The following is a 14,887-nucleotide window of genomic DNA, read 5'->3' on the forward strand; positions in this document are numbered from 1 at the left end:
ATCTAAAATCTAAAGTCTCTTTTCCCCTCCCCTATCTCCTGAAGATTACGTTCGGCTATCGCCCGTATCTTGGGGTTCGGGATATGCTCCATCTCCTCACGAATCAGCCGCATGCCCTTCTCCTTGGTTTCGGAGGAGGCATAGTCCTCCAGATATTCTTTTAATGTCATCAGTGCATTGGGCTGGCAGCAGTTTGCTATCTGTCCGCGCTTGACGAGCGACATGAAGCGGTCTCCGGTACGTCCCTCGCGATAGCAGGCGGTGCAGAAGCTGGGGATATGCCCCAGGTCGAGCAGCCAACTCACCACTTCATCCAGCGTGCGCCGGTCGCTCACATCGAATTGGGAGGAATCTTCCTCTTTGGCTTCCGGCACGGCATAGCCTCCCACGCTGGTGCGCGAACCGCCGCTTATCTGCGAAACGCCCAGTTCGAGCACCCGACGGCGTACGGCTTCCGACTCACGGGTGGAAATAATCATTCCCGTATAAGGCACCGCAATGCGGGTAACCGCCACAATACGGCAGAACATCTCATCCGAGATGGCATCGGGAAAATCCTCGGTCGAAATATCATCTGCCGGACAGATACGCGGCACGCTGATGGTATGCGGACCCACGCCAAAGGTAGCTTCCAGATGTTCGGCATGCATCAGCAGTCCTACGAAGTCATAACGATAGGTGTTCAGACCGAACAATACGCCGATACCTACGTCGTCGATGCCACCCTCCATAGCACGGTCCATCGCTTCGGTGTGGTAGGCATAATTACTTTTCGGTCCCGTGGGATGCAAGGCTTCGTAATGCTCTTTGCTGTAAGTCTCCTGAAAAAGGATATAAGTGCCGATGCCAGCCTCCTTCAGCAGCCGGTAGTTCTCCACTGTAGTGGCGGCTATGTTGACATTCACCCGGCGGATGGCCCCATTCTTGTGATGAATGCTGTAGATGGTGCGGATAGACTCTAAGATATAGTCGATAGGGTTGTTTCGAGGGTCTTCTCCGGCTTCCAGCGCCAGGCGTTTATGCCCCATGTCCTGCAAGGCGATAACCTCGCGGCGTATCTCCTCTTGCGAGAGTTTCTTGCGGGGGATGGTACGGTTCTTGGCATGATACGGGCAATAGACGCAACCGTTCACGCAATAGTTGGAAAGGTAAAGCGGGGCAAACATCACAATGCGGTTGCCATAGAATTTCCGTTTGATTTCACGTGCCAGATGATAGATGCGCTGCACCAGTTCCGGCTCGTCACATTCCAGCAGCAGGGCCGCCTCCCGATGGGAAAGCCCCTGGCACAAAGCAGCCTTGTCAATCAAACTTTCGATGAGCGGACGGTTGTTGCGGTTTGCCTGCGCATACTCCAATGTATCCAATATCTCCTGGTGATTGATGAATTCTTCCGCTTGTCTTGACTTTATGTTATACACTTCGTAAATTGATAATTGGTAATTAAAATAAAGAATGAAGATTTGAAAATTATCAATTATCAACGGTCAATTCTCCATTCTCATAATCTCCTCTCTCTTTTGATACCTCGTAGCCTATCCCTTTCAGTTGTTCCTCCAATTTTAGCAAACCTTCTGCCGCTTCGGCACCCGCAGAAGCTTTGTTATCATAGAGGGAGTACTTCGCCCGCTGATGAGAAGGCGAAAGATTAGGCATCACGACATTGGCGCCAGCCAATATTCCCCGTTCCCGTCCGTCCGGAGCAAGTGTGGCCAGGGCAGTGGTAGCAGGTATCAGTGCCGCGGGATGCATCAACCGGAAGATAGAAAGCAACTTCAACGTCAACTCCATATCTCCCGGCGGAAAAGAGGAAAACGGAGTATCGTGATGCGGAAGAAAAGGTCCCATGCCTATCATCTCCGGCTGAAACCGTTCGATGAAGAGAATGTCTTCTACCAAATGGTCCACCGTCTGGTAAGGACTGCCCACCATGATTCCGGTTCCCACTTGATAGCCTATCTCTTTCAGCCAGTCCAAGCATTGCAACCGATGGGAAAGGGACATCTCCGCAGGATGAAGCCGGTGATAATGCCCTTCGTTGCAGGTTTCGTGCCGCAACAGATAGCGGTTGGCACCTGCCAGGAAGAAACGTTCGTAGGCTTCCCGCGATTTCTCGCCCAAGGATAAGGTAATGGCACAATCCGGGAAGGATTGCCGGATGGCGGCAACTGTCTCCACCATCCCCTCATCCTTCACCGCCGGCGCTTCGCCCCCTTGCAGCACAAAGGTACGGAAACCCAACCGATAGCCTTCATGGCAACACGAAAGAATCTCCTCCTGCGCCAGCTCATAACGGACTATGTTCCGGTTCTCCTTCCGTATGCCGCAATAGTAGCAGTTATTGCGGCAACGGTTGGTTATCTCAATCAGTCCGCGAATGAAGATTTTATTGCCAAAGCAGGCAAGCGCTTCTTCCCGGGCAAGCTCCTGCAGGTAGGCTGCAAGTTCTGTGTCCCGACAAAGAAGCAAGGCTTTATACTCTTCGGCATCCAGCCTGCGATTGCTCCGCAATTTGTCAATCAAATGCTTCATATAAACGGACAAAGGGCTAATACGTCTCTTTTCTCTTTGCCAACTCCTGCGTCAGCTGGCGCTTTCCGGCAGTTATTTCATTATGCGAACATGGCCCGGTAATACAACCACCCTCGCAAGCCATCACTTCAATAAATTGCCCCGGAGCCTTGCCCGACTTGGCGTAAGCACGCAACGCACCGATAGCCTTCTTATCCAGATTAGCCACTTGTACGGCATTGATTTTATCTGCCTCTTCCTTCAGATAGGCTTTCACGGCACCCATCACGCCTCCTGCCTGCGCAAAACCATGCGCCTCGCGCACGGAAGTGAAACTCATGGAATAGGGCTTTGCCTGCTCCATCTGAATATCCAGCCCGGCAAGCACGGAAGCCACCTCCTCGAAAGTCATGATAAAGTCCACCGCCTCGTCGCGCTGCGCCTCTTTGCGCTTGGCAACGCAAGGACCTATGAAGACCACCTTCGCATCCGGATACTTCTCTTTAGCAATGCGGGCAGCATAATACATCGGCGAACCGGTGCCCGACACGTAAGGCTTCATGGCAGGAATATGCTTGTTCACCAACTCTATATAAGACGGACAGCAGGAAGTCGTCATAAACTTCTGACCCTCCTCCAGCTTCTCAATCAGCTCGTGCGCCTCGTTGCTGACGGTATCCATCGCTCCCTGAGCCACCTCGATGACATCCGTAAAACCGACCTGTTTCAATGCGCCATATACTTGTTCAATAGTCGTCTTGAACTGCCCCAGGATGGACGGAGCCACGATAGCCACCACCTGCTCACCCTTGCGGATTCTGTGCAACACGTCGAACACCTGCGATATTTCGAAAATTGCTCCGAATGGACATGCATTGAGACACTTTCCGCAATAGATACATTTGCTTTCGTCAATATGCTCTATCCCCTTCTCATCCTTACTGATGGCTTTCACGGGACAAGCTTCCTCACAAGGTACGGGAATATAAACAATGGCATGGTAGGGACAACTCTTATGGCAGATGCCGCAACTGATACACGCATCATGGTCAATCCATGCCTGCCCGCTCTCCTTGACGTGCACTGCCTTCTTGGGACAATTTACCTGGCAACTGCGTGCCGTACATCCGCGGCAGAGGTTCGTAATCTCGTAGTTAATCTGCACACATGCCGAACAAGCTTCGTCAATCACACACATGATATTGTCTTTCGGCCTGCCATTTTCCGCTCTGTCCAGTGCACGGGCAGCGTACTCCGACAAGGGGGTCAGCTCATCCGTCTCGTCCTCCATATCGAGTCCCAGAAGCGGCAATGACTTGTACTTCCACACCGCGCGCTCTTTGTGCACACAGCAGCGTCCCGCGTGCTTGGACCTCTTCGGACTCAGCTCGATGGGCAGCCGGTCTATTTTATCCACAAGTTCGTTGTTATTCCACAGCTTTACCAGTTCCTTCAGTAATCTGTGGCGGACAATCATAATGTTGCTCGTAAATGCCATAATTTTTAAAATCAAAATTAGTTAGTTCGGTAACGGTCTGCAAAGATAACGATTGTTTCACAAAAAAGGCTTAACTTTACACCCCAAACAGTATAAATACAACCGATATGTTTACCATAAGAAAAGCAACGACAGCAGACTGCGCACTGATTCAGAAACTTGCGCAGCAGATATTCCCTGTCACGTATAAGGATATCCTTACTCCCGAACAGACCGACTACATGATGGAATGGATGTATTCATTGGACAATATCCGCAAGCAAATGGAAGAGGAAGGTCACGTCTACTTCCTGGCCTACGAAGAATGTGAAGCGGCGGGCTATGTGTCCGTACAGCAGCAAGGAGAAAATTTATTCCACCTGCAAAAGATTTATGTGCTCCCCTATTACCAGGGTGCACATTGCGGCAGTTTCCTCTTTCGCGAAGCCATCAAGTACATCAAGGAAGTGCATCCCGGCCCTTGTCTGATGGAATTGAATGTGAACCGTAACAACAAGGCACTGCAGTTTTACGAACATATGGGAATGCGGAAACTCCGTGAAGGGGATTTCCCGATAGGAAACGGATATTACATGAATGACTACATCATGGGACTGGAAATCTGAGCCCCGGCATTAAAAGCCCTCCAAAAACTAAAGGCTGCGCAGTTCATTACGAACATTGCGCAGCCTTTAGTTTTATCTTTCGTTTCCGATTACTTCGCCACCTTTTCAAGCCATTTCAGCATGAACAGCATGGTGAACATCGAAATGCAGCACGCTACTACAAATACCGTCCACGTCATCCAGATAGGAATACTTTCGTAAAGGATAGCACCGATAACGAGCAACTGATTACCAATGGCAGTAGCACCGAGCCAACCGCCCTGCATGATACCCTGATATTTGGGAGGAGCCACCTTGGACACGAATGAAATGCCCAACGGAGAAATGTACAATTCGGCAACAGTCAATATCAGATAGGTAACCATCAGCAACAGCGGAGTCACCTTCACCGGAGAGGTACCCAAAGCGATTATATCCTTGTGCATCGGCAAGTTGCTTACATAAGAACCGATAGCCATTATAAGGAAGCCGGTGGCAGCAATACCCATACCGATGGCAATCTTCCGCGGAGTGGAAGGCTCTTTACCCTTGGCACGCTGTGCTGCAAAGACAGCCATGATGACCGGTGTCAGAGATACAACGAAAATCGGGTTCAAAGACTGGAACAGCTCAGCGGAAATAGCCATGCCGAACAAATTCAAATCTGTATATTCCTTGGCAAAATACGTCAGTGTCAACCCATTCTGATGGAACGAGAACCAGAAGAAAATTACCACACCGAATACGGCAAACAATGCATACATGCGCTGTCTTACCTCTTGTGCGCTCATCTCCACTGCAGTGGCATCGCCCGCTTTTGCAGCCACCTTCTTGCTGGGATCGGGGAATTTCTTTCTGTTAATGACGAAAATTACCAAAGAAAGAACCATAGCCAAGATAGCTACACCGAATGCATAATGGAAACCGGTGGTAAACACGTTCAGATATTCATTGGCAAATACCGTCATATCCGTTACGGGTGTTCCGGAAATAGTGGCTTTCGTTGCCAGTGCACTATAAGTGTCCACAGCTTCGGGAGTCAGCGTTCCTGCCAGATGTCCGTGGCAAAGGGCAGGCAGGTCGGCATCATAATTGTAGCCGAATGTGGACAGCCACCAGTTACGTACGCCTACTGCGGCAAACGGAGCAAAGATGGCACCTACATTGATGAACATATAGAATAAGGAGAAACCAGAATCACGCATGCTGGAATATTGGGGATTGTCGTACATCTGCCCTACCAGCGCTTGAAGATTTCCCTTGAAAAGACCATTTCCGAAAGCAATGACAAACAAGGCCGCACAAGTAATCACCAAAAACAAGGTTTTATTGGCAACCGGTGTAGGAGACGGGATGGCAAGCATCAAGTAGCCTACCGCCATCAAAACAATACCGGCAAAGATGGTACCTTTGTAATTACGGGTTCTGTCGGCAATAATACCACCTATCAATGCAAGAATGTAAATAGAAAAATAAAATGTTGAGTAGATCAAACCTGCCTCTTTTCCATCCAGTCCGAACTTGGCTTGCAGAAAAAGTACAAGAATGGCCATCATGGTATAAAAGCCGAAACGCTCGCCCAAATTAGCAAAGGATGCGGCAATCAGACCTTTAGGGTGTTTGTTGAACATAAAAATTAGTTTTTAGAATTAGTAATTGGATTGATTTCTTGAATAATTCCTGCAAATATATAAATTCTATTGAAGATTTCCTTATAAAATTAAAATATCTCGGCAGAAATAGAAGATTTATTCATTAAAAAGAATACAAACCTCTGCATGCACTTCCCTTACCAAATCCTTCGGATCCAACTTAAGCTGCAAACCGCGTTGTCCGGCACTGATATAGATATACGGAAACCGCAGGCACGTTTCATGGATATAGGTAGGGAAAGGTTTCTTCATGCCGATGGGTGAACACCCACCCCGGATATAGCCAGTCAGAGGTAAAAGTTCCTTAACCGGGATAAGGTCACATTTTTTGTTTCCTGACGCTTTTGCCGCCAGCTTCAAATCCACTTCGTGCTCACCCGGGATGACACAGACAAAATAACCGGATTTATCACCGTGAAGAATAAGTGTCTTGAACACGCAGTTGATGTCCTCGCCCAAACTGGCGGCTACATGTACGGCGCTCAAATCGTTCTCATCCACCTCGTAGGGAATGAGTTCATAGGCTATCTTGGCTTTGTCGAGCAACCGCGCTGCATTCGTCTTATTAATTTTCACCATAACAAGTTACAAAATTAGTAATTATCCCCCAGCTCTTCACGCAGGAATTTCGGAGTATAGCCTTTCTCGCTCTTCGCCACCTCTTCGGGTGTTCCGCAGGAGAGGAGTTCCCCTCCCCCCTTGCCACCTTCGGGACCCATATCAATGATGTAGTCCGCCATCTTGATGACATCGAGATTATGCTCTATGACGATGACGGTGTTTCCTTTGTCAACAAGTTTGTTCAGTACATTCATCAGTACACGGATATCTTCAAAATGAAGTCCGGTGGTAGGTTCGTCGAGGATATAGAGTGTCTTGCCCGTATCACGCTTGGAGAGTTCCGTAGCCAACTTTACGCGCTGGCTCTCACCTCCGGAGAGCGTGGTGGAGGACTGTCCCAGCTTGATATAGCCCAATCCCACTTCCTGGATAACCTTAATCTTATTCAATATCTGGGGCACATTCTCGAAGAACTCCACCGCACGGTTGATGGTCATATCCAGCACATCGGCAATGGACTTGCCTTTAAAGCGCACTTCCAGCGTCTCGCGGTTATAGCGTTTGCCGTGGCACACCTCGCAAGGCACATACACATCCGGCAGGAAATTCATCTCAATGCATTTGTAGCCGTTGCCCTGGCAAGCCTCGCAGCGTCCGCCACTGACGTTGAAGGAGAAGCGTCCCGGCTTGTACCCGCGTATCTTCGCTTCGGGCAAGCCGACAAACAGATTGCGGATATCGGAAAACACACCGGTATAAGTGGCAGGATTGGAACGCGGCGTTCGTCCCAAAGGAGACTGGTCCACATTCACCACCTTGTCTATATATTCCAGCCCTTCAATACTGTCATAGTCCAAAGGATCCTGCAGTGAACGATAGAACTTCTGCGAAAGAATAGGCTGCAACGTCTCGTTGATAAGCGTGGACTTGCCACTGCCGGAAACACCGGTAACGCAAATCAGCTTGCCCAGCGGGAACTCTACATCCACATTCTTCAGATTATTACCCTTGGCGCCACGCAGCCACAGACTGTGTCCATTGCCCTCGCGACGCTTGGCAGGCACCTCAATGGCACACTCACCATTCAAGTATTGGGAAGTCAGCGTATGCGTCCGGAGCATTTCACGGGGAGTACCGGCAAAGACAACATCCCCTCCCAGCCTACCGGCTTTCGGCCCCATATCAATGACATAATCGGCGGCGAGCATCATATCCTTGTCATGCTCCACCACAATGACGGAGTTGCCAATGTCACGCAGTTCCTTCAAAGAGTGTATCAAGCGCTGGTTGTCGCGTTGGTGCAGGCCGATACTCGGCTCATCCAATATATACAGCACATTCACCAGCTGTGAACCTATCTGCGTAGCCAGGCGGATACGCTGGCTTTCACCACCGGAAAGGCTGACGGAACTACGGTTCAGCGAAAGATAATCCAAACCTACATCGAGCAGAAATTTGAGCCGTGTACGGATTTCCTTCAGGATTTCACCGGCAATCTGCTGTTGCTTGCTACTGAGATACGGGTCTACGTTTACCAGCCAGTCATACAGCTCATTGATGTCCATCGTAGACAATTCGTAGATGTTCTTGTCGTGAATGCGGAATGAAAGCGCTTCCTTATTCAACTTGGCGCCATGACATTCCGGGCAAACGGCAGTCTTGGCAAACTGGTCCGCCCACTTCTGTGCCGTGGCAGAAGCATCCTTCTCCTGCAGCATCTGGATATACTTTACAACCCCCTCAAACGTCACAAAATAATCGGAAGAGGTGCCTATCAGTGAACTCTTTATCTTGATACGCTCGTCCGAGCCGTAGAGAATCTCGTCGATGGCATCCTCCGGCAAGTCTTTGACCGGTGTTTTCAGCGTCGCTTCATATTTCTCCAGCAAGGCGGTAATCTGCCAGAAAATCATGCTGTTCTTGGCTTTCCCCAACGGTGCGATGGCACCTCCGGCAATGGAGAGCTCACGGTCGGGAATCACCTTGTCAATATCAATCTGGCTGACCACCCCCAACCCTTTGCACTTAGGACATGCCCCTTGCGGCGAATTGAAGGAAAAGTTGTGCGGCGCCGGTTCCCGATAGGACAACCCCGTCACGGGACACATCAGCCGTTTGCTGTAATGGCGCACGCTATCCGTCTGCGCATCGAGTATCATCAGCAATCCGTCACCTTGACGCATGGCAGTGGCCACGCTGTTCTTCAGGCGTGTGTCATCCTTGTCCGTCACCACCAGCTTGTCTATCACCACCTCCACATCGTGGTTCTTATAGCGGTCCAGCTTCATGCCGGGCAAGACTTCGCGTACCTCACCGTCCACACGTACGTAGAGATAGCCTTTCTTGCGCACCTGCTCGAAGAGCTCCTTGTAATGCCCCTTACGGCTGCGCACCAGCGGAGCAAGGATATAAATGCGTTTTCCTTTGTAATCCTTCAGGATAAGGTCGAGTATCTGTTCCTCGGTATACTTCACCATCTTCTCGCCGGAGAGATAAGAATAAGCTTCTCCTGCACGGGCATACAACAAACGAAGGTAATCATAAACCTCTGTCGTTGTACCCACCGTGGAACGTGGATTCTTATTCGTGGTTTTCTGCTCGATGGAGATAACCGGGCTCAGTCCCGTTATCTTATCCACGTCCGGACGTTCCAGATTTCCCAGGAAATTACGGGCATAGGCTGAAAAGGTCTCGATATAGCGGCGCTGCCCTTCGGCAAAAATAGTATCGAATGCCAAAGAGGACTTGCCGCTTCCGCTCAGGCCTGTAATCACAGTCAGGCTGTTACGGGGAATCTCGGCATCGATATTCTTGAGGTTGTGCACGCGCGCACCATATACATTGATATATTCTGTTTCTTCTTGCATGTTGATTTATCCTATCGTTTTAACTGCAAAAATAACTGTTTCCCCCCGAATATCAGCCGAAAAGCGCTATTTTTCAGTTTTGAAATGCACAATATTATTTCTTAACGCAATCCTTTGGTTTGAATGCCACAATATTCGTACCTTTGCAGCTACTTTGGGAAATTGTAAACATAAACCAACGATTACTGAATGAAAACGATTAACCGCATTATCTGCTCCCTGCTGCTTGCCAGTGCATGCAGTATCGGTGCAATAGCACAAGAGAATCAATCTTATTTTCTGCATACTATCGAAAAAGGACAAAGTCTCTACTCCATCGCCAGCATGTACGGCGTCAGCCAGTCGGACATCATCAAACTGAACCCCGGCAGTGACGAGAAAATATTCATCGGACGCACATTGCGTATTCCACGCAGCGCTGCCAACATACAAAAAGAAACATACCATACCATCGAAACCGGTGAGACCCTTTACCGACTGACCGTGAAATACAATGTATCTGCCAAAGCCATCTGTGACGCCAACCCGGGACTGAGCGCCGAGAATTTCCGTATCGGACAAGTAATCCGTATCCCTTCCACAACCGAGACCCAAACCATGGTCCCGGTTGAGACACAAAGCAGCACTGTGGTTGCCAACAACAATATTCTCGGCCCCGTAGAGTCACGATGCCGTGACATGCATAAAGTGAAGCGGAAAGAAACCGTATTCAGCATCAGCCGTGAATACGGCATCAGCGAAGCCGAACTGATAGCCGCCAACCCGGAATTAAAAGGCGAAAACAAAATAAAGAAGGGAACCTTCCTCTGCATTCCCTATCCCAAAGCACAGACGGAGCAAAATATCCAGTCGCAGGCAATACCTACCGACAGCGAGCTGTTCCGTGAAAACCGGAAAAAGACAGAACGCTTCAGCACCATCAAGGCTGCCGTCATCCTTCCCTTCCTGGACGGGGTATCAAAGAGCGAGTCTTCCCGTATGGTGGAATACTACGAAGGCCTGCTGATGGCCGTAGACAGCTTGAAACGTACTGGCACTTCCATTGACTTGTACACTTACAATTCTGGTCCCGAAAGTGCCTCGCTGAACTCCATCCTGGGCAAAAGCGAGATGAAAGACATGGACATCATCTTCGGGCCTCTGTACCAACAGCACATCAAACCTCTGGCCGAGTTTGCCAAGAAACAAGACACACGCCTGGTGATACCATTCACATCGAAAGACAACACGGTATTCCAGAATCCGACGGTCTATCAGATAAATACCCCCCAATCCTATCTGTACTCCGAGGTGTACGACCACTTTGTGCGCCAGTTCCCCAATGCCAACGTCATCTTCATTGAAGCCAGCCAGGGCACCAAGGACAAGGCAGAATTCATCAAGGGACTGAAAGATGAACTGCGCAACCGTTCCATCCCGATGAAGAGCCTGAAAGAGGATGTCACCGTAGAATCCCTGAAAACAGTATTACGCACGGACCGTGAGAATATCTTTATCCCCACATCCGGCAGTAACCTGACATTGATTAAGATACTTCCCCAATTAACCTTATTGGTGCGCGAACAACCCGAAAGCCGTATCCATCTGTTCGGCTATCCGGAATGGCAGACCTACACCAAAGACCACTTGGAAGCCTTCTTTGAACTGGACACCTATTTCTATTCCTCTTTCTATACCAACAACCTGCTGCCTGCCGCCATCAACTTTACCAAAAACTACCGCAGATGGTATGGCAAGGAGATGGACGAGCGCTATCCCAAATTCGGAATGCTGGGCTTCGATACCGGTTATTTCTTCCTGAAAGGACTTGCGCGCTATGGCTCTTCTTTCGAGAAGAACATGCAGGGACTGGATTTGATTCCCATCCAGACCGGCTTCAAGTTCCAACGGGTAAACAACTGGGGAGGCTTCATCAACAAGAAGGTGTTCTTCGTGCACTTCACCAAGAACTTTGAGCTGGTGAAGTTGGACTTTGATTAGGGATTAAGGATTAATAATCTGATAATCCACTATATAACTATTAACTTGTAGCTTGTAACTTATAACTTATAACATGAACCTGAGAACAATCATCATATTCGCCCTGCTGGTGTGTGCATGTATATTGCCCCTGCATGCGCAGGTGGGCGAGCAACGCCACAACTTCGCTGTGGGCGTCAATGGAGGCATCAATCTGAATAGCGTAAGCTTCTCTCCCTCTGTCAAGCAGAAGAATCTGATGGGTATCAACGGCGGTGTAACAGCCCGATACATTTCCGAAAAATACTTCAGTATGATTTGCGGTGCACAAATCGAGCTGAACTTCTCACAACACGGTTGGGACGAGTATTACGAGGACTATCCCACACTGAGCTACACCCGCACCATGAACTATGTGGAAATACCGTTCCTGGCACATCTGGCATTCGGCAAGGACCGCGGTTTGCAATTCTTCATCCATGCCGGTCCGCAGATAGGTTTCCTGCTTGGCGACAGCGAAAAAATAGACGGCGACTGGGACGGCACTGTAGCAGAATCCTACACCAACATCACCGTGGAACAGCACGGCAAGGCCATAGACAACAAATTCGACTACGGCATTGTAGGCGGAGCAGGCATAGAGCTGCGCACCAAGGCAGGCAATTTCATCGTAGAAGGAAGATACTACTATGCTTTATCCGATTTCTATGGCAGCACCAAGAAAGACTTTTTCTCACGCTCCGCACACGGAGTCATTACGGCCAAGATAACTTATCTCTTCGACTTGAAGAAATAATGCTTATAGGAAACACCCGTTTCCACACGTAGGGACGACAATTTCCTCTAATGGGAACAGTATAATGGAACGACTGTAACCTCAAGCGGAAACGATAAAAAAGCAGACCACGTATTCCGAATGAAATACGTGGTCTGCTTTTTGTTATTATCAAGTAGATAAACCTTCTTATCTTCTTAAACGGTCTGCCGCCTTCACCATCACCTCATCTTTGTAGATGGCACGGAAGGCCAGATAGTTGAGGATGATGGCTACCACCGGAAGGCAAAGCGCCCATCCCAACTGGAAAGTCATTGCATCCAAATCACCCTTCAAAATAAACATAAATACACAGAAGGCTATGTAGTAGCCTATCAGCAGAATGCTGCTGAAAATCGTCATGCGTATTTGCAACATACGGTTACGGAAAAGGAATATCGTACAGAAGGCAACAAGTGCACTGAGCAACAATATCCCGAACAAGCCCCAAGTAGACTGAAATCCTCCGTCGGCCAAAGCCACTCCCAGAGGTTTGAAAACATGCGCTGTCACTCCGTCCGATCCGATGAACTGTCCTACAGGCATGCAAATTGCCACAACCAACAGGATAGTTACCAACAACAAATAAACAGATTGAATACGTTGTATCATTACTGTAATTTTTCTTTTTCCTTAGCCGGGTTACGATAGTAAATCTTACCCTCCACATATTCTTGCGTTGCAATCAATGTCGGCTTCGGCAGTTTTTCGTAATAGCGGGAAATCTCAATCTGTTCCCGGTTTTCGAACACTTCTTCCAAATTATCATTGTAAGAGGCAAACTCAGCAAGCTTTTTGGAAAGGTCATTCTTGATTTCCACACTAATCTGGTTGGCACGCTTTCCGATAATCGCTACGCTTTCGTATACATTACCGGTATCCTCACACAACTCCATCATATCACGGGTCACCGTAGTTGTAGGAGCATTTGTCTTTCTGTAATCCATAAATTTATCTATAGTATTAATTACAAATTATTAATTACTCTTGTTCTTCACCTCCCTCGCCCAGCATTTTCTGTGACTCCTTGAAGATTCGGTCGGCTTCCTTCGTATACTTGCTTTCAGGGAATTCGTTTTTAAAGGCATAACATTCATCCACCGCTTCACGGTAACGTTCGGCTCTTCTATCTTCCACACTATACACTGCCAATTCATACTTGGCACGCAAGATAAGAATGGACAAGTCTTCACGCAGGTTGGTATAAGGATAATCCTTCAAGGCATTCTGGGCGGTGATGACGCAAGCCTGATAGTTGTTGCCCAGATAATTACCCATGTTATAGTAAAGCTTTGCAGACAGATACTCTTTCATTACCAGCTTGTCCTGCAAGGCAAATATCATGTTCTGCGCTTCTTCTTTCTTGGAACTTTGCGGGAAGTATTCCATAAACATCTGCAACTGCTGGATGGCGCTATACGTACCGGATTGGTCCAAACGCGGCTCCGGAGTATCCAGATACAAGGCTTTACCGGCATGGAAACGTGCCAGTTCGGTGAATGTGCCGCGGGGATAAACGTTGTAGTATTGAATGAAAGTCTGCGCAGCAGTCTGATAATCCTTCTGGTTATAGTAACTCATGCCCAACATATAGAGGGATTCCTCTGCCTTATCAGTACCTTTGAGAATGGCAATCAATTCGTTGAGCAAAGTGGCAGCACGGTTGTACTGGCCTTTTGCGAAGTAATTTTTTGCCGCTTCGTACTTGTATTCGTAATCTGTGCTTTTCAGCAATTTGTTGTATTCTCCACACGAGGAGAGCAGCAATGCTGCAAGCAGAGTTATTAGGATGTTCTTCTTCATTACTTTTGTTCAAATAATGCGCAAAGATAGGGGTTCGCATCGAATAAAGCAACGATACGAGCCTTAATTTTTCAAAAACCAGACGAACGGGCAGGAATTAGGGATGAATGGTGAAAGATTAGGGATGAGGACTATGCAGGTTGATAGCACAGTCACTAATCACTAATCCCTAATCCTTCCTCCCTAATCCTTCGTTTTCACAGTTTATAGAGTTCGCTTGCCGCCAGCAAATCGACCTTTTTTTCTGTCAATACACGGATACAGTTATCCATGTCGTTGGGACGGATGATGACATTGGCCGTTTCACCATTGGCAAAGGAATACATGTACTCGATGAACACGCCTTCATCGGAGAGGAAACGGAGCACTTTCGCCAATGAGCCGGGGATATTGGGACAACTGATGCCTACTACATCCGTTACGTTCACTGCGAAGTGATTATCTTTCAAAGCCTTATATGCTTTATCCGGTTCGGAAACAATGCCACGAAGGATACCGAAATCGGCATTCTCTGCAATACATAGAGCAGAAAGGTTGACACCTTCTTTTGCAAGAACTTCAGTCACCTCTGTGAGGCGACCGGATTTGTTCTCCAGAAAAATGGAAAGTTGTTTTGCTACCATAGGTTTATTTACTAT

Annotated in this window: 13 protein-coding genes; 3 read left to right on the plus strand and 10 right to left on the minus strand. The window is 48.4% G+C overall.

The features are described 5' to 3' along the window. Window positions 1–2: 2 nt before the first annotated feature. From hydG to ACESTD_RS12765, 3 genes are read right to left on the minus strand one after another with little or no spacing between them, the layout of a single operon-like run. Window positions 3–1,421 carry a [FeFe] hydrogenase H-cluster radical SAM maturase HydG gene (hydG, locus tag ACESTD_RS12755; protein ID WP_117588774.1) on the minus strand — a complete coding sequence of 473 codons (1,419 nt, stop codon included), beginning with the start codon at window positions 1,419–1,421 and terminating at the stop codon, window positions 3–5. A gap of 52 nt (window positions 1,422–1,473) precedes the next feature. After that, window positions 1,474–2,532: a [FeFe] hydrogenase H-cluster radical SAM maturase HydE gene (gene hydE, locus ACESTD_RS12760; RefSeq protein WP_117964394.1), complete on the minus strand. Its 1,059-nt coding sequence runs from the start codon at window positions 2,530–2,532 to the stop codon at window positions 1,474–1,476. A 16-nt stretch (window positions 2,533–2,548) separates the two neighbouring features. Continuing rightward, complete coding sequence (locus ACESTD_RS12765) at window positions 2,549–4,009, minus strand: monomeric [FeFe] hydrogenase (RefSeq protein ID WP_005825346.1); 1,461 nt, start codon at window positions 4,007–4,009, stop codon at window positions 2,549–2,551. Window positions 4,010–4,116: 107 nt separating this feature from the next. Here ACESTD_RS12765 and ACESTD_RS12770 point away from each other — a divergent pair, with 107 nt between their 5' ends. After that, on the plus strand, window positions 4,117–4,614 hold the full coding sequence (locus tag ACESTD_RS12770) for a GNAT family N-acetyltransferase (RefSeq protein ID WP_057255989.1): 498 nt from the start codon (window positions 4,117–4,119) through the stop codon (window positions 4,612–4,614). An 89-nt stretch (window positions 4,615–4,703) separates the two neighbouring features. Here the strand turns inward: ACESTD_RS12770 and ACESTD_RS12775 are convergent, their stop codons facing one another. From ACESTD_RS12775 to uvrA, 3 genes are all read right to left on the minus strand, one after another. Continuing rightward, window positions 4,704–6,224, minus strand: a complete 1,521-nt coding sequence (locus ACESTD_RS12775; protein WP_061411889.1) for a peptide MFS transporter — start codon at window positions 6,222–6,224, stop codon at window positions 4,704–4,706. Window positions 6,225–6,341: 117 nt separating this feature from the next. Then, a complete protein-coding gene (ybaK, locus tag ACESTD_RS12780) occupies window positions 6,342–6,821 on the minus strand; it encodes a Cys-tRNA(Pro) deacylase (RefSeq protein ID WP_005825350.1) in 480 nt (159 codons plus the stop codon). A 17-nt stretch (window positions 6,822–6,838) separates the two neighbouring features. Beyond that, the gene (gene uvrA / locus ACESTD_RS12785; protein ID WP_373158911.1) at window positions 6,839–9,673 is read right to left on the minus strand and encodes an excinuclease ABC subunit UvrA; all 2,835 of its coding nucleotides are present in this window, start codon (window positions 9,671–9,673) and stop codon (window positions 6,839–6,841) included. A gap of 189 nt (window positions 9,674–9,862) precedes the next feature. Between uvrA and ACESTD_RS12790 the strand changes: the two genes are divergently transcribed. After that, complete coding sequence (locus tag ACESTD_RS12790) at window positions 9,863–11,653, plus strand: LysM peptidoglycan-binding domain-containing protein (protein ID WP_373158910.1); 1,791 nt, start codon at window positions 9,863–9,865, stop codon at window positions 11,651–11,653. A 73-nt stretch (window positions 11,654–11,726) separates the two neighbouring features. Continuing rightward, on the plus strand, window positions 11,727–12,428 hold the full coding sequence (locus ACESTD_RS12795; protein ID WP_373158909.1) for a porin family protein: 702 nt from the start codon (window positions 11,727–11,729) through the stop codon (window positions 12,426–12,428). 168 nt (window positions 12,429–12,596) lie between these two features. Here ACESTD_RS12795 and ACESTD_RS12800 read toward each other — a convergent pair whose 3' ends face one another. From ACESTD_RS12800 to ACESTD_RS12815, 4 genes are all read right to left on the minus strand, one after another. Then, window positions 12,597–13,058, minus strand: coding sequence for a DUF4293 domain-containing protein (locus ACESTD_RS12800; RefSeq protein ID WP_373158908.1), 462 nt, complete (start codon window positions 13,056–13,058; stop codon window positions 12,597–12,599). Next, a complete protein-coding gene (locus ACESTD_RS12805; protein WP_005825356.1) occupies window positions 13,058–13,393 on the minus strand; it encodes a DNA-directed RNA polymerase subunit omega in 336 nt (111 codons plus the stop codon). Before ACESTD_RS12805 ends, ACESTD_RS12800 begins: the two co-directional genes overlap by 1 nt. 34 nt (window positions 13,394–13,427) lie before the next feature. Continuing rightward, on the minus strand, window positions 13,428–14,249 hold the full coding sequence (locus ACESTD_RS12810) for an outer membrane protein assembly factor BamD (RefSeq protein WP_005836575.1): 822 nt from the start codon (window positions 14,247–14,249) through the stop codon (window positions 13,428–13,430). A 197-nt stretch (window positions 14,250–14,446) separates the two neighbouring features. Next, window positions 14,447–14,872, minus strand: a complete 426-nt coding sequence (locus tag ACESTD_RS12815; protein ID WP_005825359.1) for an amino acid-binding protein — start codon at window positions 14,870–14,872, stop codon at window positions 14,447–14,449. Window positions 14,873–14,887: the final 15 nt, after the last annotated feature.

Source organism: Bacteroides sp. AR20, from assembly GCF_964250605.1.
Classification (GTDB): Bacteria; Bacteroidota; Bacteroidia; order Bacteroidales; family Bacteroidaceae; genus Bacteroides; species Bacteroides uniformis.

Coding starts and splice junctions, on each gene's coding strand:
- hydE (WP_117964394.1), bottom strand. CDS start 2,532: ATGAAGCATTTGATTGACAAATTGCGGAGCAATCGCAGGCTGGATGCC.
- ACESTD_RS12765 (WP_005825346.1), bottom strand. CDS start 4,009: ATGGCATTTACGAGCAACATTATGATTGTCCGCCACAGATTACTGAAG.
- ACESTD_RS12770 (WP_057255989.1), top strand. CDS start 4,117: ATGTTTACCATAAGAAAAGCAACGACAGCAGACTGCGCACTGATTCAG.
- uvrA (WP_373158911.1), bottom strand. CDS start 9,673: ATGCAAGAAGAAACAGAATATATCAATGTATATGGTGCGCGCGTGCAC.
- ACESTD_RS12800 (WP_373158908.1), bottom strand. CDS start 13,058: ATGATACAACGTATTCAATCTGTTTATTTGTTGTTGGTAACTATCCTG.
- ACESTD_RS12810 (WP_005836575.1), bottom strand. CDS start 14,249: ATGAAGAAGAACATCCTAATAACTCTGCTTGCAGCATTGCTGCTCTCC.
- ACESTD_RS12795 (WP_373158909.1), top strand. CDS start 11,727: ATGAACCTGAGAACAATCATCATATTCGCCCTGCTGGTGTGTGCATGT.
- ACESTD_RS12805 (WP_005825356.1), bottom strand. CDS start 13,393: ATGGATTACAGAAAGACAAATGCTCCTACAACTACGGTGACCCGTGAT.
- ACESTD_RS12790 (WP_373158910.1), top strand. CDS start 9,863: ATGAAAACGATTAACCGCATTATCTGCTCCCTGCTGCTTGCCAGTGCA.
- ACESTD_RS12775 (WP_061411889.1), bottom strand. CDS start 6,224: ATGTTCAACAAACACCCTAAAGGTCTGATTGCCGCATCCTTTGCTAAT.
- ACESTD_RS12815 (WP_005825359.1), bottom strand. CDS start 14,872: ATGGTAGCAAAACAACTTTCCATTTTTCTGGAGAACAAATCCGGTCGC.